18 protein-coding genes, 1 tRNA gene and 4 pseudogenes are annotated in these 21,158 nt (G+C 56.7%); 17 read left to right on the forward strand and 6 right to left on the reverse strand.

Features of this window, described 5'->3' with window-relative positions; genetic code table 11:
• Positions 1-19 precede the first annotated feature (19 nt).
• Positions 20-94 (reverse strand): annotated as a pseudogene (locus tag QTO31_RS19275) (hypothetical protein); the annotation flags it as partial.
• A gap of 195 nt (positions 95-289) precedes the next feature.
• Positions 290-730: an IS607 family transposase gene (locus QTO31_RS08755; protein WP_301428794.1), complete on the reverse strand. Its 441-nt coding sequence runs from the start codon at positions 728-730 to the stop codon at positions 290-292.
• Positions 731-780: 50 nt separating this feature from the next.
• Between QTO31_RS08755 and QTO31_RS08760 the strand changes: the two are divergent.
• The 3 genes and pseudogenes from QTO31_RS08760 to QTO31_RS08770 all read left to right on the forward strand — a co-directional run.
• A pseudogene (locus QTO31_RS08760) lies at positions 781-1,374 on the forward strand (DNA adenine methylase); the annotation flags it as partial.
• A gap of 9 nt (positions 1,375-1,383) precedes the next feature.
• Positions 1,384-2,088 carry a hypothetical protein gene (locus QTO31_RS08765; protein WP_301428796.1) on the forward strand — a complete coding sequence of 235 codons (705 nt, stop codon included), beginning with the start codon at positions 1,384-1,386 and terminating at the stop codon, positions 2,086-2,088.
• Positions 2,057-2,509: a hypothetical protein gene (locus tag QTO31_RS08770; protein ID WP_301428797.1), complete on the forward strand. Its 453-nt coding sequence runs from the start codon at positions 2,057-2,059 to the stop codon at positions 2,507-2,509. The genes QTO31_RS08765 and QTO31_RS08770 overlap by 32 nt, the downstream gene beginning before the upstream one ends.
• A gap of 18 nt (positions 2,510-2,527) precedes the next feature.
• Here QTO31_RS08770 and QTO31_RS08775 read toward each other — a convergent pair whose 3' ends face one another.
• Both QTO31_RS08775 and QTO31_RS08780 read right to left on the reverse strand, forming a co-directional pair.
• A complete protein-coding gene (locus tag QTO31_RS08775) occupies positions 2,528-3,247 on the reverse strand; it encodes an RNA methyltransferase (RefSeq protein WP_301428798.1) in 720 nt (239 codons plus the stop codon).
• A complete protein-coding gene (locus QTO31_RS08780) occupies positions 3,244-4,614 on the reverse strand; it encodes an ATP-binding protein (protein ID WP_301428799.1) in 1,371 nt (456 codons plus the stop codon). Before QTO31_RS08780 ends, QTO31_RS08775 begins: the two co-directional genes overlap by 4 nt.
• A gap of 190 nt (positions 4,615-4,804) precedes the next feature.
• Between QTO31_RS08780 and QTO31_RS08785 the strand changes: the two genes are divergently transcribed.
• The 3 genes from QTO31_RS08785 (at position 4,805) to QTO31_RS08795 (ending at position 7,825) form a co-directional block, all read left to right on the forward strand.
• Positions 4,805-5,380, forward strand: a complete 576-nt coding sequence (locus QTO31_RS08785) for a metal-binding protein (RefSeq protein WP_031458745.1) — start codon at positions 4,805-4,807, stop codon at positions 5,378-5,380.
• An 82-nt stretch (positions 5,381-5,462) separates the two neighbouring features.
• Positions 5,463-5,957, forward strand: coding sequence for a hypothetical protein (locus QTO31_RS08790; RefSeq protein ID WP_301428800.1), 495 nt, complete (start codon positions 5,463-5,465; stop codon positions 5,955-5,957).
• Entirely contained in the window at positions 5,954-7,825 is a 1,872-nt protein-coding gene (locus QTO31_RS08795; protein ID WP_031458743.1) for a DUF5671 domain-containing protein, read from the forward strand. Before QTO31_RS08790 ends, QTO31_RS08795 begins: the two co-directional genes overlap by 4 nt.
• Before the next feature lie 271 nt (positions 7,826-8,096).
• Here QTO31_RS08795 and QTO31_RS08800 read toward each other — a convergent pair whose 3' ends face one another.
• Positions 8,097-9,059: a cation diffusion facilitator family transporter gene (locus QTO31_RS08800; RefSeq protein WP_301428801.1), complete on the reverse strand. Its 963-nt coding sequence runs from the start codon at positions 9,057-9,059 to the stop codon at positions 8,097-8,099.
• A 133-nt stretch (positions 9,060-9,192) separates the two neighbouring features.
• Here QTO31_RS08800 and QTO31_RS08805 point away from each other — a divergent pair, with 133 nt between their 5' ends.
• Both QTO31_RS08805 and QTO31_RS08810 read left to right on the forward strand, forming a co-directional pair.
• On the forward strand, positions 9,193-9,453 hold the full coding sequence (locus QTO31_RS08805; protein ID WP_031458741.1) for a BglII/BstYI family type II restriction endonuclease: 261 nt from the start codon (positions 9,193-9,195) through the stop codon (positions 9,451-9,453).
• 164 nt (positions 9,454-9,617) lie between these two features.
• Complete coding sequence (locus QTO31_RS08810) at positions 9,618-10,157, forward strand: cob(I)yrinic acid a,c-diamide adenosyltransferase (protein WP_301428802.1); 540 nt, start codon at positions 9,618-9,620, stop codon at positions 10,155-10,157.
• A 64-nt stretch (positions 10,158-10,221) separates the two neighbouring features.
• Here the strand turns inward: QTO31_RS08810 and QTO31_RS08815 are convergent, their stop codons facing one another.
• Entirely contained in the window at positions 10,222-11,175 is a 954-nt protein-coding gene (locus QTO31_RS08815) for a response regulator (RefSeq protein ID WP_301428803.1), read from the reverse strand.
• Positions 11,176-11,250: 75 nt separating this feature from the next.
• On the opposite strand from QTO31_RS08815, the gene QTO31_RS08820 reads away from it, so the two are divergent.
• The 9 genes and pseudogenes from QTO31_RS08820 to argC all read left to right on the forward strand — a co-directional run bounded on the left by QTO31_RS08820 (position 11,251) and on the right by argC (position 21,080).
• On the forward strand, positions 11,251-13,209 hold the full coding sequence (locus QTO31_RS08820) for a tRNA uridine-5-carboxymethylaminomethyl modification enzyme MnmG/GidA (RefSeq protein WP_301428804.1): 1,959 nt from the start codon (positions 11,251-11,253) through the stop codon (positions 13,207-13,209).
• Positions 13,210-13,603: 394 nt separating this feature from the next.
• Positions 13,604-13,676: transfer RNA gene (locus QTO31_RS08825), tRNA-Gly, on the forward strand.
• A 460-nt stretch (positions 13,677-14,136) separates the two neighbouring features.
• Positions 14,137-14,529 (forward strand): hypothetical protein, encoded by a 393-nt coding sequence (locus tag QTO31_RS08830; protein ID WP_301428805.1) that lies wholly within the window; start codon positions 14,137-14,139, stop codon positions 14,527-14,529.
• 102 nt (positions 14,530-14,631) lie between these two features.
• Positions 14,632-17,613 (forward strand): tetratricopeptide repeat protein, encoded by a 2,982-nt coding sequence (locus QTO31_RS08835; RefSeq protein WP_301429453.1) that lies wholly within the window; start codon positions 14,632-14,634, stop codon positions 17,611-17,613.
• Positions 17,530-17,888: pseudogene (locus QTO31_RS08840) on the forward strand (tetratricopeptide repeat protein); the annotation flags it as partial. The gene QTO31_RS08835 and the pseudogene QTO31_RS08840, both read left to right, overlap by 84 nt.
• Positions 17,889-17,972 (forward strand): annotated as a pseudogene (locus tag QTO31_RS19280) (tetratricopeptide repeat protein); the annotation flags it as partial.
• 74 nt (positions 17,973-18,046) lie between these two features.
• Positions 18,047-18,973 (forward strand): tetratricopeptide repeat protein, encoded by a 927-nt coding sequence (locus QTO31_RS08845; RefSeq protein ID WP_301428806.1) that lies wholly within the window; start codon positions 18,047-18,049, stop codon positions 18,971-18,973.
• 251 nt (positions 18,974-19,224) lie between these two features.
• The gene (locus QTO31_RS08850) at positions 19,225-19,644 is read left to right on the forward strand and encodes a DUF2237 family protein (protein WP_031460603.1); all 420 of its coding nucleotides are present in this window, start codon (positions 19,225-19,227) and stop codon (positions 19,642-19,644) included.
• A gap of 437 nt (positions 19,645-20,081) precedes the next feature.
• Positions 20,082-21,080, forward strand: a complete 999-nt coding sequence (argC, locus tag QTO31_RS08855) for an N-acetyl-gamma-glutamyl-phosphate reductase (protein ID WP_031460604.1) — start codon at positions 20,082-20,084, stop codon at positions 21,078-21,080.
• The last annotated feature ends 78 nt before the right edge of the window (positions 21,081-21,158 follow it).

The following is a 21,158-nucleotide window of genomic DNA, read 5'->3' on the forward strand; positions in this document are numbered from 1 at the left end:
AGTTCCAGACACGCCGCGCCGTGCCGCAGGCGCGCTTGAAGTAATCCACCTGCTCAGGAGTCGGGCAACGAGCGATCGTGTGGGTTAGTTGCATGGTTGGGCCTGTTTGACGCCATGTGCATCCTGTTTCAGCGCTGCATCCAACTTCTTTCGATAGTTCCTCACACCGTATCGCCGAGACGAACAACCGTGCACGATGGTCATCACGTCGTGCACCATTTCCTGGTCGGGAGACAGTCGTTCCTGGGTGAGCACCAGCACTGCGCAGCCATGGGTTTTGGCGTCATGTTCAGAACCACTCAACGCCGAAACGGGTGAGGCGGTCCCGGTGCGCGAGGATCAGCATCTTTACTTTCCGTCGCCCGATCTCGTCCATACGGGCCAGAAACCGCTTGCGCGTGACGTTCAACCCGCCGCCCACTTCCTCGATACACTCGACCCCCGCCAATCCCTTCGCCACCACGACCTCTTCCAGCACGTTGCGCTGATTCGCCAGGTCCGGCTTCTGTGCCGCACGCGATACCCGACAGGAGGCGACCAGCTTGGTTGGCGCATGGTTCGCCTGCCGCAAACCGATGAACTCACGGATCTGCGTCTCAGGGGAGAGACGGCGGTTGCTGTCCGTTCGGGCCACCGGAATCAGCCTTCCTTCGCGTTCCCAACGCTGCAACGTCTTGACCGAGACACCAAGGAGTTTTGCGGCTTTACCGGTGCTCATGGTGTTTTCCATGAGCACCGTTATACACTATCGCGTACTATAAGTCAAACTAGAGTCCGGCTCCATGTTCACGCGAAGAATTTGCTATCGCTTGTGAAATCGATCCTGGCCTCGATTCGGTTGAACGTGCACGGCGGTTCTACGTGCGTGCCCGGCAAGTACGCACCGGTTTAGCCCAGTCAGCAACACTCGGGCGATGGGCGCATTGTAAGAACACGAGCAGGGCGGGAATGGCTGGAGTTGTATCACGCTGGCTCGGCGCAGTGGAAGATTTACCAGAGATTGCAATCCGTTTGTTGCGCGTTCAGATCGAGAATCGGCCGGCAATTGATGTTATTCGCTTGTATGATTCACCAGATACCCTTTTTTATTGCGATCCACCATACGTTCACGAAACGCGAGGCGATAATAATGCGTATGCGTATGAAATGACCGATGCCGAGCACCATGAACTGGCGCTTGTACTGAATGCCGTTCAAGGACTCGTCGCTATTTCGGGGTATGATTGTGAGTTAATGAACGATTTGTATCCTTCTTCCAGGTGGTACAAGAACATCGCTCCTCCTAGAACGATCCATTCGACCAAAGACTCACGAGTAGAGGTATTATGGACCAATTATGATCCGGCGAAGACTCGTCAAAAGACCCTCTTTTAGGTGAGAGCAATGGATAAACCTGATGATATTCTTTCCAACGTTCTTAAACGAGCTTCGGAAAACATTACCCAATCCTTCATTGGAAATACTGATATTCGCGAGCGAGTCGAGTATGTATGCCGACAGATGAGTAATCGAGCCTGCGCGAGACTCTTGATGGCCTGTATGGTGGCTACAATAGATCGTCCAGATGTTGATCCACGCAAGCCGTATACCGAGATTGGTGACAATGATGCTTTTTCGGGTCGCTCTTATGACGAAAAATACATTACCCGTTTTGTTCACGACCATCGCTTACCGCTCAATCCAACGACTGCTTTTCTTACTCCTGCCTTCCGTAATTTGAACAGACCACTCACATTAGACTTGGAATTGATTGGTAGACCTCGCCAGATATACAAGGCGACTCTTCAGTTGCTGGACGATGTCTATCAAAAGAGGGTATCGGCTGAAGATTTGCTAACAGAAATAGTTCGTATATTATTGATTATTCGTGAAGAGAAAGAGGGAAGAATCAGAATCTTACTTACTGGGCTTTCAGCAGAAGAAACATTGCCATTATCGTCAGAAGAGATTATTAACTTAATCGAACAGCATCTCCGCTGTAAAAATGCAAGCAGACTTCCGGTTCTCATTGTTGCCGCTGCGTATAAATCCGTTGGCAGAAAACTTGGAAGAACGTATGTCACCGCTACACAGGCATACTGCTGCTGATAAACAAACGGGTTCTCTCGGTGATATTGAGGTCTGCCTCGAAAGCGATGATCATGTTGTGACGGTGTATGAAATGAAAATGAAACGTGTTACTATCGATGATATTGACCGCGCAGTTCAAAAGGTTCAATCTGCTAATCACCGAATACATAATTATATCTTTATAACCACTGAAGCTATTAGTGATGATGTCAGGTCCCGTGCATCACAGTGTTATGAGGAAACTGGTGGAACGGAAGTTGTTGTACTGGACTGTATAGGTTCTCTGAGATATTTCTTACACTTTTTCCACAGGTCTCGCATTGAGTTTCTCAACGCTTACCAGGAACTGGTATTAAGCGAACCCGATAGTGCGGTGAGTCAATCGCTCAAGGAAGTATTTTTAGCATTGAGAAGAGCAGCCGAGGCTGGTAGCGAATAATCGTTTCGCGAAGTTTCTTTAACGTTCTCTTACCCGCCGCACCGCCTCACGCAGCAGAGCGGTCAGGATGGCGGCATCACGTTCGCTCAGTGCAGCACGGGTCATAATGGCGCGCAGGCGGTGACGTAACGCATAGCCGTTTCCGCTTTTCACAAAATTGGTTGCCGTGATCAGTTCGTCAAGGATGCTTGCAAGCGTATCGAGTGCAGCCAGTGACGCCGGAGGTTCGGCTGTTCCCGGTGATGGTGGAGAGGGAGGGCTTGCCTGTTGCAACTCGTAGAGTGTGATCAAGACGGCTTGAGCAAGGTTTAAGACAGGGTATTCCGGCGCCATCGGGATGCCGATGATCTCGTGGCACAGGCTGAGTTCACGTCGACTCAGGCCATTGCCTTCGCTGCCAAAAAGGATAGCGACCGGGCCGAACCTAGTTGCACGTTGACGAATCTCACCCGCCCATTGCCGAGTATCGGTGCGCCACGGCAAATTGGGGTGCGGTCGGTCGGTGGTACCGACAAGATGTTGTATATCGGCGATGGCCTGTTGCAGATCGGGATATACCGCCAGGTTCGCCAGTACCGGTTCAGGGCGATGAGCTACAGCGGTAATCACCTCTGGCTCGAACGGGCATGGATCAACCAGACGCAGGTGGTGAACGCCGGTATTGAGCATTGCCCGCACGACGGCGCCGATATTGCGTGGATCACGCGGTTGATGAAGCACAACGATGATGTTCTTCATTTGAGGATGTAATAGGTTGCTCGCTTATCACCTACTTTGAGTAAGAGACCGCGATTGACCAGATCGGACAGATCACGCCGAATCGTCTCGGCACTGACATCGGGGTGCATCTCTTGCAGATCACGGTTGGTAATTCGTTGCTGTTCTACTACAAACAGTAAGGCGGCGATCTGGCGGTCGTTCAAGCCCATCCGACGCCAGGCGCTGGTATCGACCCCGCCGGGCACCGCTTCGGCCATTGGTTGACCCGGCAACACGACCAGAAAGCCGGCTGCTGTTTCGCGGAAGGTGGCCGGCGGCAAGCCGGCTGCCGCCAACTGACGAAGCATCCGGTCGATCCCATAGCCGAGCCGTTCAACCAAACCGAGATCGGCCAGCACCTGCACGATAGCCGGATTGCGCGAAAATCGTTCGGCGCGAAGATTCTCGAGCGTAACATGACCGGGTAAGCGACCCGGCGAGTAGACTTCAAGCCGATCACTGAACATCGTAATCCGAATCCCTTCCCCCCGGCTGCTGTAGTCACGGTGTGCCACTGCATTGACCAAGGCTTCACGAACGGCTCCAGGCGGGAATTGGGTCCAGTCTTCCCGCTCCAGCCCCACCATGCGCGAACCCTTACGCATATGGTCGTTCAACCAACGTTCAGCGCGCCGAATAGCCTCTGGAAGCGGAGCACAAATATCTGTTCGCTCGAAGATGTCTGCCGGTTCGCGACCATGGTACCGTACCAGGGTTAGCTCAGCCTGGGGAAAGCGAGCAGCGACATCGCGCCCGAAGAGCAGGAGGCCAGCATTGGTCGGAATGTTGTCGATCAGACAGCCACGTCTGGTTAAGAGTGCTAGCGGATCATCACCGGCAGGTGGCCCTACCCGCCGAGCGTAAGCTCTCACCAGCTCATCGTCCAATTCTTTTAAGGAAGCACCGGGTGGAATCTGACGTTCCCAGCCGAGGTCGGCGCGCTCGCTAAACAGCCGGTGCAGTGCTGCTGGGGAAAGTGGTTGATTGCTTGCCCCTTCACGACGCAGGTACCGCCCATTGACGGCATACACGTAGGGAAGTCCAGCCGGTACCTCCACGACCAGCACCGGTATCTCGTGGTAGACAACCAGTTGGGGAAGTGGGATGATTAACGGCGGCGTACACGAAAGGGCTGCTGCCAGGATCAACTCAGTTGCTGCGGCGGGATCACGGAGCGCAGCCAGATGTGTGCCACGCCCACCACTCACGACGACAGCACCACCATGGGCATTCGCCAGCGCGGCCAGGGTTTCGGCAATCTCAGCGATACTCTGCCGATCATGGGCAAAAGCAAGCCTTGGTCCCGGTGGTTGACCGGGAAGTTCGGTGAGAGGTGGCATGTCCATACAAACCTCCGCCATGGCGCGAACACACGTGCTATTATAACAGAAGTGAACAACTACCGCAGCCGAGAGTTGATGCACCAACTGAAGATTTCCGGCCACATACTCCACCTTCTGCATGACATGGGTCGCTGGTCGGCAATCTCGGGGAAGTAGAGAGAAAGCTCGACAGATACATCGTTACAGGTTGGTTATGCCATCTGCACGAACGCATGATACTATTACCATTATCAGTGGGGCCATCATGACGCCCATCACCTATTACGCCGCCCTTGAGTACACTCAACTCGGCCCATCAACAGCACTAGCATGCAGTTTCTGGCTGGGCAGCGCACATCTGCTATCGGGTATTATGTTTTCACCCGATCTCGACATCGACTCGACCATTGATAATCGCTGGGGGATCTTTTTCTGGATCTGGCGACCCTATATGTGGTTCATCCCGCACCGGTCGTTCTGGAGCCATAGTTTGATTATTTCCCCACTTCTCCGACTCGGCTATTTTGTCATCGTAGTCTACGGCCTGCTCTTCGTGATGAGTTTGGGGATGAGTCAGATCGGTTTAATACCGCCGGCGTTTCACCGCGAGTTTGTTGAGCAGATATACACGCTGATCAAAACCAGGCCAGATGAGGTTGGGGCATTTGTGATAGGCTTCTGCACCGGTAGCGCTGCTCATACTATCGCCGATTGGCTGGTAACAAAGGGGTATTGGTTGCTCGGTAGGTATGGTCGGCGCTTGCGACGTCGCTACCGCGATCACCAGTGAGGGGAACGTTCTTGTCTCTGGCAGCGTCGCATACGGTGTACGTTCAGATATGGAGAAGCGGTGAACAGAAAGGGTACATACGATGCGTCTCCCGGCGAGTGATCGCTTTCTGATCGGGATCGTGGTGGGATCGGTGCTGTTGATCATCATTGCGGTGGTGATCGTGCTGAATCGTGCCACGCCAGCGTACCGTACCGGTAATGAACCGGCTGATGTGGTATTCAATTATCTGTTGGCTGTTCAGCAGGGAGATTATGAGCGCGCTTATAGCTTCCTCTCACCAACGCTGCCGGGGTACCCGCGCAATGTGCAAGAGATGCGTTCCCAACTGCCACCAGCGAATTTTTCCAACGAAGACGTCAGTTTTACGGTGATCAGTTCGCGGATCGACGGTGATTGGGCAACTGTGGACGTGCGCGAAACGACTGTCTATCGGAGTGGACTGTTTGGTAGCAATACCGCCACGTATGTATTTACCGTTGGACTTCAGCGACGTGATGGCATCTGGCAGTTGGTGAGCAATACGAATTGGCGAACGTGGAGCTGGTGTTGGGAGCAGGAAGGGGGCTGCCGATGATGGTGGTCAGACGGTGGTACCTGTTTGTCAGCGCTACAATCGGCTTGCAGGGCTTTACCTGGTCATTCATCTGGCTGCTCTACGGTGTTTTTGTCACCAGCGGGCAACTCATTGAGACAACGGCACTGCAATTGGCTGCTTTGATCGTCTGTTTACCGCTCTGGTTAGGCCATTGGTGGTGGGCAGAGCGATTGGCTGACCGTTATCCTGATGAGCGTGCTTCGGGGATCCGTCAACTGTACCTGTACGGTCATTTGACGGCGTTTCTGTTGCCGCTGATCGGGAGTGTCACCGACCTGTTGAGCGTTCTGCTGCGCTTGCTCGTCAATCGGCCTCCAGCCGATCCGATGGCCCAATTCTGGTATGGCACCATTGCCTCATGTACCCTGGGAGTCCTCTTCACCTATCATGGTCTGGTCGCTCGTAACGATGCCCGGCTGGTGTTCTTGCCAGATGCGAGCGCCTTTCTTCGCCGCCTCTACTTGTTCGTTGCGGCAGGTGTCGGCTTGATCGTCTATGCCGGTGGTGCTGTCGGTCTCATCCAGGTGCTTGGCGCAAGCAGTGTATCTTCTCTGTCACGGCTCGTCGATGCGAGTGTCGGTACCATTGTCGGTCTAGGGGTCTGGGTCGGGCACTGGATGCTTCTCCAGCAACTCTTCGTCGGCGCCGATGAAATAGAACAGCAGTCGGTCTTACGCAAAGTGTACCTCTACCTGGTGATCGTGATCGCCAGCATGGTAGCCGTCACGAATGCTACGATAATCCTGGCCAGTCTCTTCCGCCAGGCCCTCGGTCTACCGGTCTTTGGTCAACTGATCGATGGGTTAGCGCCGGTTATCGTCGCGACGCTGATTGCGCTCTACCACGGCCATATCTTGCAGACTGACGCAACTCTCGTTTCCGAGGCGCCACGACAGGCCGGTATTCGTCGTGTGGCGTGGTATCTGGTGGCAGCGGTCGGTCAACTGGCTATGGTCGCCGGCCTGGGCGGACTGCTCAGCGTCCTCATTCGCAGTCTTGCGGGTGCCGGTGTCGTGAGCGATCTGCGTGAACCGCTGGCGTGGTTCAGCGCTATGATCATCGTTGGTATTGTGGTCTGGGGATGGTGTTGGCGTCGAGTGCAACAGATGGCTGCCCTCGGCGGTGAGATAGGGTTGCTGGAACGTAGCTCGCTTACCCGCCGAATCTATCTCTTTGGTTTTTTGTTTGTCGCCTCGTTAACCATCCTCATCGCGCTGATGTACATTCTCTTCCGATTGATCAGCATTGCCCTTGGTCAAACGTTTGCCGGTGACCTGGTTGCCGATCTTGCCCAGGCCATCGCATACAGTCTGATTGCCGGTGGTGTACTGGCGACCCACAGCCTTGCGTTGCGAACCGACAATCGGTTACGCGAAGCGGCTGAACGAGCGCGCCAGGCGCAGAAGCGGGCTGTGATCTTTGCCGAGGAAGCACTGGCGCAGCAGATTATGACGGCATTGCAGCAGCAATTTCCAGAATTGAAGCTGGCTATTGCCAGACAAGAGCCGGGTACCGATGACGCACAGCAACTGGCGACTGCCGACATGATTGTCGGTGCGTGGCGACCATCCGATGATCTCTCGCAGCTTACCCGTTCCCCGGCGTACAAATTGCTCGTCCCACTCGCCGACCAGAATTGGATGTGGATTGGTGTTGAACCGGCGACCGAAACCGACATCTCGCGCCAGTTGGTACAGGCTGTACGTCAGTTTCTGGCCGGTGAGCCACTTCGTCCGCAACGCGGGCTGAGTGCTGGAGTCGTGCTAGGAGGGGTGATTGCCGTTTTATTGATTATCCTGCTCCTCAGCGGCACACTGATATTTCTATTCTCGTTATTTGTATTTTGAGTCCACTGCAAAAACTCACCATGGAGCACACAGAGCGCAGAGCATCTAAGATTTATGAGTAAAAGGATAATTTTTGGCCATTGGGTGCATGTAAGAAAAAATTCACAACCCTATATTCAATGAAAGATAACATTATCTTTAGTCTCCGTGATCTCCGTGGTCTCTGTGGTGAGAAGATCACCTTTTTGCAGTGAAGTTATTTTGAAAGCGTGATCGAATCCCTCGTCGGTGAGGAGAGAGAAGTGCTGATGACTCCCATATATCGAAAAGGTTAAAAGGGAGATGATGAGTGACTTTCGGCGAGGGTCGGTTCGGCATCCGTCGCAGGATCGTGTCGATCCAACGTCACATCGGCCAATGCCGTCGGATCGTTTCGTGGTTCAAGGTGGGTGAAGACCGTGCTGTTGGGAACAGCCGCCCGTACAGCAGCCTCCACCTGCTCGGCCATTGCGTGAGCCTGCTGAATACTCCAGGTGTCGGGCACCAGCAAATGGAACGAGATAAAGCGCCGTGCTCCTGATTGACGAGTACGGAGCGCGTGATAATCACATCCGTGATCATTCAGATTGGCAAGTGCATTGTGAATGGCAGTCAGTTCTTCTGCTGGCAATGCTGTATCCATCAGACCCGCTACGGCGCGCCGTACCAGCCGAATACCGGTAACGGTAATATGCAGCGCTACCACCAATGCGATCACCGGATCGAGAACATACCAGCCGGTCAGCGCAACCAGCCCAATCCCGACCACAACACCCAGCGATGTCCAGACATCGGTCAGCAAGTGTTGACCGTCAGCTTCAAGCGTGAGCGAATCGTAGCGCCGCCCGGCTCGTAAGAGGATGAATGCGACAACTCCGTTGATTGCGGTCGCCACCCCAGCAACAAGCAAACCGGCAACCGTTTGTTCGAGTGGTTGGGGAGTAAACAGGCGCTGCACAGCCGTCCAGCCAATACCGGCCGCAGCCAACATGATAAGAATGCCTTCCAGGGCACCGGCAAAGTATTCAGCCTTGCCGTGACCGTAGGCATGATCCTCATCAGCGGGGCGGGCAGCAATCGTTAACACGAGAAGCGCCATCCCTGCTGTAACTAGATTTGTCAGTGACTCCATCGCATCGGCCAACATACCGATCGATCCGGTAAGCCACCAGGCGCTGAGTTTTAGGCAGATAGTGGCTGCTGCAGTGCCAATAGACAGCCAGGCATAGCGGGTCAGGGTTTGTCGTTCAATCACGGTTCTGCTCCACAGATGTTCTACATTCCGGTTTTCAGGATAACCGGTAAGCGGTGATTTTGGCAAGATCGCAGGCAAATCTTTGGTTGCCACAATCTGATGGTTTCGTGACCACGAAAAAAGGACATCTGGGATGTCTGAACTTGCTCTTGGCTTCTGTGGAACGCTATGCTGCAAGTATGCTTTTATGGTCTACAACGTTTGTGCCACAATGACTATTTTCCATAAGCTGGAAGTAATCAACGTAGGGATTGAGATTGTGCCGATCCAATGCTTTGCAGAAGAGATGTCAACAGGCGTGTCGTATTTCGAGCAGTTTGTGTGGGATTTGGAACAGCGCGGCGTTACTGATATAGATATACCGGTGCTGATATTGGGAGTAGCAGAAACGTAGTGAGCGACATCATTGTGTTTGAACACATTATCTCCCAGGCATGCCAGAAAAGATACGAGTGGTGGTGTATACTACGAAATGAACCAAGCAAAGATGTTGCAAGGCAATAGAACAGAATCGTACATCACACATTACCTCAAGGTCTGTGAAAGGTGAACCACGGCATGAAAATTTATACTCGCACGGGAGATAATGGCGAAACCGGTTTGTTCGGCGGGCAGCGGGTTCGGAAAGATGATCTGCGAGTGCAGGCGTATGGAACCGTTGATGAATGCAATGCGGCAATCGGTGTGGCGCGCGCCAGTAGTTCTGATCCGGCGCTCGATGCTGTGCTCGCAGTGGTGCAAAATCAGCTCTTTGTGCTTGGAGCCGATCTCGCTTCACCAGATGAGTCGCCGCATATTCCACGGGTCACCGAAGAAATGACCGCCTTCCTCGAAGCGCAGATTGATGCGATGGAGGCTGAATTGACACCCCTTAAGCAGTTTATCTTGCCCGGTGGGACGCTCATGGCGGCCCATCTGCATCTGGCCCGTACTGTTTGTCGACGAGCGGAACGGGTCACGGTGACGCTGGCGGCCGAGGAATCGGTGCGGGCCGAGATTCTGACCTACCTTAACCGGTTGTCGGATTTTCTGTTTGTGGCTGCTCGTGTTGCGAATGCCCGGGCCGGGCTTGGCGATGTACCCTGGCAGAAGAGCTGACATCTGGGTACGGTAGGGGCAGGATTCACCAGCCCCTATTACGATGCAGGGATTGTGTGGCGGCTTATCCGCCCACAATCCGGCTAAAGAAGGTGGGGTCAAAGAGATACACGGCCCCACTTGCAACCGCGAGTGCCAGCACAATTGCCAGCAGCACGATCAGCCAGCGGGCAGAAGTGGCCTGTCTGACCCTCGTGTTGACATTGCCGACAATGAACGAAAACGGCTGCGGTTTCTCTTCTACCTGGTAGCGCGAACGGTATTCAGCTTCGGCAGCAGATGAGTCGATGCCAAAGAAGTTGGCGTAGGCGCGCATCATGCGCAGAGCAGCCGGGCCACGTGGTAGCAGAGACCATTGTTCGTCTTCGATGGCTTGCAGATAGTACATGCGAACTTTGATCTCATTCTCTACTTGAACGAGGGTGAGATGTCGGCGTTGCCGTTCGGCGCGTAACCGACGGCCAAAGCTGGCCCGTTCTTCGCTCTCGCTCAGTTGGCGGATTTCGCTCGCTCCTTCGGTGCTGCGGAGTAAGGCCATCTCCTCCGCTTCACTCATAAAGACCGACTCGCTCTCCTCTTCAGCAGGACGCCGCTTGCCCGAGGTGATTGGCGGTGCGACAGCGGCGGCACTGGCTGTCGGCGGTGATGATGGGGTCATCACCGGCGCCTCTGGGAGCATGCGCGCCTGGATTCGCGCCAGCAGTTCGCCGGTACGGTAGGGTTTGGTGACATAATCGGCAGCTCCGTTGGCAAAGGCTTTCATCACCTGCTCCTCCAGGCCGATGCTGCTTAGAATGATGACCGGTTGGAGTGCGGATAGGCGCGGTAATGCGTCCCAACCGGCGCCGCGTTCGGTTTGTCCTTCAAGCAAGACGAGATCTGGATGTTCCCGAACGCAGAGACTCTCACCTGGCGCGATGAAGTTACTGGTCAAAACGCGATAGCCAGCTTCGGTTAACTGTTCTTTCAGTTTCGCCGTAAAGGCAACGTCATCGTCTATAATAAGAATGGTGCGCATACGTATAATATTATAGATAACATACTTAGCAGAGACCTTTGTTGCACGATGCGTCATTATACCATGTTCAGAGATATGCAGACACGTTATGATGTGATTGTGGTTGGCGCCGGTCATGCCGGTTGTGAGGCAGCCCATGCGGCGGCCCGGCTGGGATGCCGGACGCTGTTGTTGACCATAGACCTCGACAAGCTGGCCCATATGTCGTGTAATCCGAGTATCGGCGGGCCGGCGAAGGGCCATCTGGTGCGCGAGATTGATGCGCTGGGTGGTCTAATGGCTCGTATTACCGACCGCAGTGCGATACAGATTCGGCTGCTCAATGAGAGCAAAGGACCTGCGGTGCAGTCATTACGAGCGCAGTGTGATAAACGCCTGTACGCCCGGCTGATGAAAGAGACCCTTGAACGGGTGCCCAATCTCGATCTGCGGCAGGCAATGGTTGAGCACATTGCGCCGCCAAACGCTGACACCCAATGCTTTACGATCACGACCCATACCGGCTGGCAGTATACGGCGCCAGCAGTCATTCTAACCACCGGTACGTTCTTGCGTGGACGGGCTATTACCGGCGAGGCGATGTGGGGCGCCGGGCGGGCAGGTGAAGCGCCAGCAATGACGCTGAGTCAGGATTTAGCCGCGCTCGGTTTTCCGCTGGTACGGCTCAAAACTGGTACGCCGCCTCGCCTGGCGGCTGCAACCATTGACTTCTCGCTGACCGAATTGCAACCGGGAAGTACAACGCCGTTGGCGTTCGGGCACTACTACCCCGAACTCGGTGAGTCTATTCCACCGCCTGAATACCACGGCCCACCGGCGCCGGTCTATCCGCACCCGCAGCTCGATGGCTGGCGGCCACAGCTCCCGTGTTACCAGATTCATACCACCCCCGCATTTCACGCGATCATTCGGGAAAACCTGCATCGGGCGCCGCTCTTTAGCGGGATCATTGAGGGTGTTGGCCCACGCTATTGTCCGAGTATTGAAGATAAAATTGTGCGTTTCGCCGATAAAGAACGCCATAGTCTGTTTCTAGAACCGGAGGGTTGGACGACTGCCGAGGTTTATGTGCAGGGGTGCAATACCTCGTTGCCCGAAGATGTGCAGTGGGCAATGCTGCGCTCGATTCCTGCGCTGCGCAACGTAGAGCTGATGCGCATTGGGTATGCAATTGAGTATGACGCTGTAGCAACCGGTGAGATTACCGCCGATATGCAGACGCGCCGTATGCGAGGGTTGTTCTTCGCCGGTCAGATCAACGGAACCACCGGCTACGAAGAGGCAGCAGCGCAGGGGCTGATGGCGGGAATCAACGCCGCGCATTATGTGCAGGGCAAGCCACCGTTCATTCTGGGTCGGGCTGAGGCGTACATCGGTGTTTTAATCGATGATCTGACCACCAAAGAGATTCGTGAGCCATACCGGATGTTTACCTCACGGGCCGAGTACCGTTTGCTCTTGCGTGGCGATAACGCCGATCTACGGTTGACACCGTTGGCGTACAAGTTGGGGCTAGTTGATGGTGATCGGGCCGCAGTGGTTGAGGAACGTCGGCGGCAGATCGAGCAGGCCTTACACCAGGTGCGTGAGCGCCGTATCTTTCCTTCGGCGGCGGTGAATACCGCTCTGGAAGAGCAGGGGTTGAAGCCACTAAACCAGCCCGCAACCGTGGCCGAGGTGTTGGCCCGGCCCGATGCCCATTATAGCCAACTACGGAACGTAGTGCCTGATTTACCAGAACTGGCGGCGGCAGTTGTAGAACAGGTAGAAATTGCCTGTAAGTACAGCGGCTATATTGCCCGCCAAGAGCGCGAGATAGCGCGCATGCAGAAGATGGAGCACCGGCGTATTCCTCCCGATTTTGATTATGCTTCGTTGCCAGGTTTACGTAACGAAGCGCGGCAGGTCTTGATGCGTTTTCGTCCGGCAACGTTGGGCCAGGCCGGGCGGCTGGCCGGGATCAACCCGGCAGATGTGGCAATTTTGCTCTTCGCGCTCGAACGACGGCAGATGTCATCGAGTGAGGTGACATAATTCGGCTGGTCTCCCTCACCTTCCCCCCAGCCCCCTTCCTCTCCCACCAGGGGCGGAGAAGGGGGGATGAACGGAACAGGGGCGATCCTGCGGCTGTCAATCACCCCTCTCCCGCAGCGCGGGAGAGGGGCTGGGGGTGAGGGCAGCCCTCACCGTCCCCCAGCCCCCTTCCTCTCCCACCAGGGGCGGAGAAGGGGGGATGAACGGAACAGGGGCGATCCTGCGGCTGTCAATCACCCCTCTCCCGCAGCGCGGGAGAGGGCTGGGGGTGAGGGCAGCCCTCACCTTCCCCTTCTTACCCTGGGGAGGAAGATGTTGAAAAGCGCCGGTCGTCGTTCCTTACTGACTTGCGAATCTGGTCAGATTGTGCTACAGTAATGGCGCAATAAGTTGTGCGGGCGTAGCTCAGGTGGTAGAGCATCTGCCTTCCAAGCAGATGGTCGCGCGTTCGAGTCGCGTCGCCCGCTCCGCACTAGGCATCCCACCCCTTGCGGTGGGATGTGTATTTGTGCGGGGATTGCTCTCGCACGGCGAAGATGAAAGTCATCAAGCTACTAAAAATTACACTTTTCCCATAGGGCTTTTCAACGCTCTCGTTATATTCGCCAGGGAGGGCGAACTCCAACGCGGGCTGCGCGGCAATAGCCCGTTGTGTAGGGGGAATGGGGGCGATTGTTCAGTTGAGGTCGGATGCGGGCCGGAGGCCCGCGCTCCTAAGTATCCACACGCGGTTGCTCTGGGTGCGCGGGCCGCTGGCGTGCAGAGGCGGAGGAGGTGGAAGACCGTGCGCCGGTTCCGTCTACGCCGGGGCGGATGCGGGCCGGAGGCCCGCGCTCCCAGGTATCCCCCCACTCATGCTTGTCATTGTATCGGTAGATAATGTATAATATGCCCTCGAAGTCACCTAACGAGCAACGAGGGTCCTCTATGTATCCCCAATCTCAAAATCGTCGACTCTTCCCGATCATCGTTGGTGTATACGGAGCACTGTGGGCTGTCTTCAGTCTTCTTATGTTGTTCTTTGGCCTGACGAATATTTCAGGTCGCGGGATGGAAGGGCTGGCCGCACAGGTCGCGATTATCGTCTTCGGGATACCCTCGCTGATCTTCGCGGTCTTGCTGTTGGTATGTGCCGTCGGTCTCTGGCAAGAGAAGCGCTGGGCGCTGGTCATGGCGCTGGTTCTGGCTATCCTGAACCTGGCCATAGCCGTTCTCATAAGCATTGCCCCTACTGACATCACATACGTTGGTTTCGGCGGTATCGTGCTTTCAGTAGTAGCGCTGTGGTACATTGTCAAACAGTTGCGGTTCAGAGATTGACGCAAATAGTGCTTCCCCCTGTAGCCGGAGCGTAAGACAATGCTGCCATCAACGCTGATCCTTGAACTTGTTCCGACCGACCAGCACGGCCTTGCTGTTCGTATGGAACTGCTCAATGAGCAAATCTATCGGCCGCCACAGGCCACCTTCCGTTGCGGCTTGTTTGATGAAGCGCGTCTGCGTTCGTTATTGGGAAGCAACCCGCTGGCGTATGGTGCAGCATTGCGCGACGCCCTCTTCGCCGATCCGCAAGCGATCGCTACCTACCGCGAATTGCGAGCGGCGGCGCTCAATCGTGATTCCAGCGCTGCGCTGCGTTTACATCTGATTCTGCCCGAACACCTGCAAGCCATACGCTGGGAGCTGCTCGTCGATCCGGTAAGTCATCAACCGCTCGGTAGCGACGGGCAGCTCTGGTTGAGCCGATATGTGCCGGTAGACGATGTTTCACCACCGTCATTACCATCACGCCGAGCAGCAGGCGAGCAGCGTGTCTTGCTGGCGATTGCCGACCCCAACGATGCCGAACGGTGGAAGCTGGCGCCGATTGACCGCTCGGCATACGAAGGTATGGTACAGGCAGCGTGGGGCGGTTCGGGCGTGACGGTAATTCCGGCAACCTGGCAGCGCCTTACCACTGAGCTGAGCAGCGGCTACGACATTTTGATCCTGGTGGCGCACGGCAGACTGGTGGACAGTCAGCCATGGCTGTATTTGATCGACGACCAAGGGAACACTGCCCGTCGCTCTGGCGATGACCTGGCCGCGCTTCTGCGTAGTCGCGGTGCAGATGGCCCACGGCTGGTCGTGCTGGTCAGTTGCGCCGGGGCAGGGATGGATGACCATAGCTGGGGTGCTTTAGGTCCGCGCCTAGCCCGTGCGGGTGTGCCGGCAGTGGTTGCCGCTTACGGCGCACTGACCATGGACACGGCAGCGATCATTCTTGACAACCTGTTTCACGATCTCCGCCAGGAAGGACGGATTGACCGTGCGTTGCAACGCGCACGGCTGGCTGCCGCTCAGCAACAGCGTGCGGACTGGTGGCGGGTGACGCTCTTCAACCGCTGGCGCGATGGTCAGATATGGGAGCCAACACACCCCACGCCACTGACGGTTGCCCCATTTAAAGTTCCCTATCGGCGCAACCCGCTTTTCTGCGGACGTGAGCGTGAACTTGCCGAGCTTGAACAAACCTTGTGTGGCGCGGAAGCGGTTACGGTTGTGATCACCGGTATGGCCGGTGTGGGTAAGAGTCAACTGGCCAGTGAATGTGCCCATCGTCTGCGTGATCACTTCCCAGGTGGTGTCTTTTGGCTGGATATGAGCACCCCTGACCAGGTAGCGGCGCAGATCGCTGCCTGCGGTGGTGTGGATGGGTTGAACCTGCCGGGCTGGAACGGTTTGAGCCTGGAGGATCAGGTACGCGCCGTACAACGGGCCTGGCAAGAACCGATCCGTCGTCTGCTCATCTTCGATAATCTGGAAGAGCGGACGTTGCTGCAACAATGGCGACCAACGACCGGCGGTACGCAGGTGCTCGTCACCAGTCGGCGGAGTGATTGGCGGGCAACAGATGACGTTCATCTACTGCCACTCCGCCCGACCGAACGTAGCGATAGCTATCTGATCCTGTTGGGGCCACGGGCCAAAGCCCGCCAAACCACGATTGCAGCACTCCTGGCCGACGATGCGCAGCGGCAAACGGCTGATACAATCTGTGAACTGCTAGGTGATCTCCCGCTGGCCCTGGCGTTAGCCGGCGCCTACCTGGAAGATTCACCCAATCTGTCACTCGATGCGTATGATCAGCGGCTGAAGCAAACGATCCTTGCCCATCCTTCACTTGGTGACGAACAGGCAGCCGAGAGTGGCTCACCAACGGCTTACCGTCACGGTGTCGCTGCTGCTCTCGCTTTAAGCTACCAACGACTAGACCAGACCCGCGATGCGGCAGCGTTGACCCTGCTGCACCGTCTGGCCTGGCTGGCGCCAGAGCCGGTACCATTCCCGTTGCTGATTGCCATCGTCGGTAGCGATACCAACGATCAGGCGGCGGTCGATCCGATGCTACGCCGATTGCGTGCGGTTGGATTGATCGACCAACGCGAGGTACAACTTCACCGGTTGACAGCGGCCTTTGTGCGAGGGTGTGATCCGGCGCCAGAGGAAACGCTAGCGGCAACGGTCGTAGCGATGCTAAAGGTCAGTGATCATCTGCAGGACGCCTTCGAGCGCACACCGCTGGCAAGTATCCCTTACCGTCCGCACTATGTCGCGGTGTGTCAGCACGAGACACGCCTGAGCGATCAGGTGGCCGCCCGCTTGCTATCCGCGACGGAAGCAATTCTTCAACGGCTCGGCGAGTACGCGGCGGCGCGCCCGCTTTTGGAACGGGCACTGGCGATTTCCGAACGCACGCTCGGCCCCGACCACCCAGACACGGCCACCAGCCTAAACAATCTGGCGTTGCTGTTGTATCAGCAGGGCGAGTACGCGGCGGCGCGCCCGCTTTACGAACGGGCACTGGCGATTTCCGAACGCACGCTCGGCCCCGACCACCCAGCCACGGCCACCAGCCTAAACAATCTGGCGGGGCTGTTGTCTAAGCAGGGCGAGTACGCGGCGGCGCGTCCGCTTTTGGAACGGGCACTGGCGATCCGCGAACGCACGCTCGGCCCCGACCACCCAGACACGGCCACCAGCCTAAACAGTCTGGCGTTGCTGTTGTATCAGCAGGGCGAGTACGCGGCGGCGCGCCCGCTTTTGGAACGAACACTGGCGATTTCCGAACGCACGCTCGGCCCCGACCATCCAAACACGGCCACCAGCCTAAACAGTCTGGCGTTGCTGTTGTATCAGCAGGGCGAGTACGCGGCGGCGCGCCCGCTTTTGGAACGAACACTGGCGATTTCCGAACGCACGCTCGGCCCCGACCACCCAGCCACGGCCACCAGCCTAAACAGTCTGGCGTTGCTGTTGTATCAGCAGGGCGAGTACGCGGCGCGCGCCCGCTTTACGAACGGGCACTGGCGATCCGCGAACGCACGCTCGGCCCCGACCACCCAGACACGGCCACCAGCCTAAACAGTCTGGCGTTGCTGTTGTATCAGCAGGGCGAGTACGCGGCGGCGCGCCCGCTTTTGGAACGAACACTGGCGATTTCCGAACGCACGCTCGGCCCCGACCATCCAAACACGGCCACCAGCCTAAACAATCTGGCGGGGCTGTTGTCTGAGCAGGGCGAGTACGCGGCGGCGCGCCCGCTTTTGGAACGGGCACTGGCGATTTCCGAACGCACGCTCGGCCCCGACCACCCAGCCACGGCCACCAGCCTAAACAGTCTGGCGTTGCTGTTGTATCAGCAGGGCGAGTACGCGGCGGCGCGCCCGCTTTTGGAACGGGCACTGGCGATTTCCGAACGCACGCTCGGCCCCGACCACCCAGACACGGCCACCAGCCTAAACAATCTGGCGGGGCTGTTGTCTGAGCAGGGCGAGTACGCGCGGCGCGCCCGCTTTTGGAACGGGCACTGGCGATTTCCGAACGCACGCTCGGCCCCGACCACCCAGCCACGGCCACCAGCCTAAACAGTCTGGCGGGGCTGTTGTATCAGCAGGGCGAGTACGCGGCGGCGCGCCCGCTTTTGGAACGGGCACTGGCGATTTTCGAACGCACGCTCGGCCCCGACCACCCAGACACGGCCACCAGCCTAAACAATCTGGCGTTGCTGTTGTATCAGCAGGGCGAGTACGCGGCGGCGCGCCCGCTTTACGAACGGGCACTGGCGATTTGCGAACGCACGCTCGGCCCCGACCACCCAGACACGGCCGCCAGCCTAAACAGTCTGGCGGGGCTGTTGTCTAAGCAGGGCGAGTACGCGGCGGCGCGCCCGCTTTTGGAACGGGCACTGGCGATCCGCGAACGCACGCTCGGCCCCGACCACCCAGACACGGCCACCAGCCTAAACAATCTGGCGTTGCTGTTGTATCAGCAGGGCGAGTACGCGGCGGCGCGCCCGCTTTTGGAACGGGTACTGGCGATTTGCGAACGCACGCTCGGCCCCGACCATCCAGACACGGCCACCAGCCTAGACAATCTGGCGGGGCTGTTGTCTGAGCAGGGCGAGTACGCGGCGGCGCGCCCGCTTTTGGAACGGGTACTGGCGATTTGCGAACGCACGCTCGGCCCCGACCATCCAGACACGGCCACCAGCCTAAACAATCTGGCGGAGCTGTTGTATCAGCAGGGCGAGTACGCGGCGGCGCGCCCGCTTTTGGAACGGGCACTGGCGATTTGCGAACGCACGCTCGGCCCCGACCACCCGCAGACGCGACAGGCTCGTGATCGCTTTAGGAAACTGTACACTGGAAAGAGCACTACAACAAGCTTTTTCAAAAGGTTAACCCAACAGGCTTGTGATCTGTTGAGGAAACTGAGAGGTTGAACGTATCAATACCATCTGACCAGCGTTATTTGTCGCGTACCGGTATAGTGAAACATAGCATCTCTTATGTTTCACTGAATTTCTGCTGATTGGGAAGCTCAGTAACCGCTGATCGATCATGATGTTGTTCAGACGCAGCGGCGCTGCACCCTACGTTTGCGCCCACATCTGGTATGATCATGGTGGACAAACGCCCACACTACGACACCCCGACCGATGCATCCCGATAGACGGAGGAAAAAGGAATTATTATGTCAACACAAAACGACAACCCATCACCAGCCCGCAACGTGTTAGGAGGACCGCTGGCGCCGTGTAGTATGCGGCCACTCACCGGCTTTTTTCGGACGGGATGTTGTGATACCGGACCACTTGATACCGGATTGCACGTTGTTTGTGCGCAGGTAACTGCCGAATTTCTCGATTTTAGCCGCTCACGCGGGAATGACCTGATTACACCGCGACCTGAATACCGCTTCCCTGGTTTGAAACCAGGTGACCGCTGGTGTCTCTGTGCACTGCGCTGGTTAGAGGCTTACGAGGCCGGTGTCGCGCCGCCGATTATTCTGGCTGCCACGCATGAAGCTGCGCTAACGGTTATTCCGCGTGCAGTGTTATTGCAGTATGCGCTGGATGTCGTGGTGGATGGAGGAGAGCCGAACGAGGATTGAGCAGGGTAGACCTTGTCGATTGGCGAATGGCCGAAGAGGTATCGCGGATGCATGATGCAACCCTCTCTCACCGTTAACACTTCTCTACCTTTTGTCTGATGCCCCTTGTATACAGCTATGCTATGCTATGAATGGCGCATCAGCATACATGATGACCGTCCATCCGCCGGGTAGTACCGGCTTGCGGCTGCGTGAAGCAGCGTGTGCGGTTGACGACTTCCCATCGTACAAGTGATGCGCCGAAGGGAAGGGTCACGCACAGGTGTACGGTCGTCGGGAAGAGGAGAAACGGTATGTTTACGCGCTTGATCCGGTTTTTACGTCGGCTCGGCCAGATTCACCCTGCCGTGATCGCGGTTGCGCCTGACCGCACGTGGTAGAGAGTACGGTACAATACAGCCAGTGTGCTGGTTTGTCGGCTAAGGAGGAGTGTACCAATGGCCCGTGTTGGTATTTATGGCGCGACTGGTTATACCGGGATCGAGCTGATCAACGTGCTCTCCCGCCATCCAGGGGTTGAGATCGGCTTTGCAACCGCCCGCTCGGCGGCTGGGCAGCTTCTGAGCGAGGTGTTCCCGATCATCAGTGATCTGCGGCTGGCAGCGGTCGATGAGGTCGATCCGGCAACGGTTGATCTCGTCTTTACCTGTCTTCCCCATAATACCCCTGAGTTGATTCCAATCGTTCAACGTGCCCTTGCGGCAGGTGCAAAGGTCGTCGACTTTTCAGACACGTTCCGCATCAGCGATCCGCAGGTCTACGCGGCACGGCGTGGGAAGGAACATCCGGCGCCAGAGTTGCTTGCCCAGGCGGTGTACGGGTTGCCAGAGTTACACCGTGAGCGGATTCGGCAGGCGCGGTTGGTTGCCAATACCGGTTGTTACCCGTTGACCGTCATTCTACCGTTGGCGCCGTTGGTACGCGCCGAGCTACTCGCCGATTCGACAGTTATTGTCGATAGTAAGTCGGGGGTTTCCGGCGCTGGTCGCTCGCTGGCGCTGAAGACACATTTCGGCGAGACACACGAGACGTTTAGTGCCTACAATGTTGGGCGCGTGCATCGGCATCTGGCCGAGATGGAGCAGGAGACCGGTTTGCACATTATCTTTGCACCGCATTTACTGCCGGTTTTCCGTGGCATTCTTTCGACGATTTATGTCAATCTAAAACCCGACGTAGACGATGCGACGTTGGCGGCAGTGTTTGCCGACACCTATCGTCACGAGCCGTTCATTCACGTATTGCCGACGGGTCGTCTCCCTGAGCTGCGTCATGTGCAGTATACGAACCATCTGGTCATCGGTCATCAGATGGTCGAACCAGGTCGAGCCATTCTGGTTGCGGTGGTCGACAATCTGCGTAAGGGCGCTGCTGGGCAGGCAGTACAGAATATGAACCTGATGCTTGGCTTCCCAGAGACAATGGGGCTGGTGTAGCGAGAGGAGAACGAGAGCGTGAAGAGAAGAGGCAAGAGCAATCCTGCCTCTTCTCTTCATTTAGAGCATGTCCAAAAT

The organism is Chloroflexus sp. MS-CIW-1, assembly GCF_030444705.1.
GTDB lineage: Bacteria > Chloroflexota > Chloroflexia > Chloroflexales > Chloroflexaceae > Chloroflexus.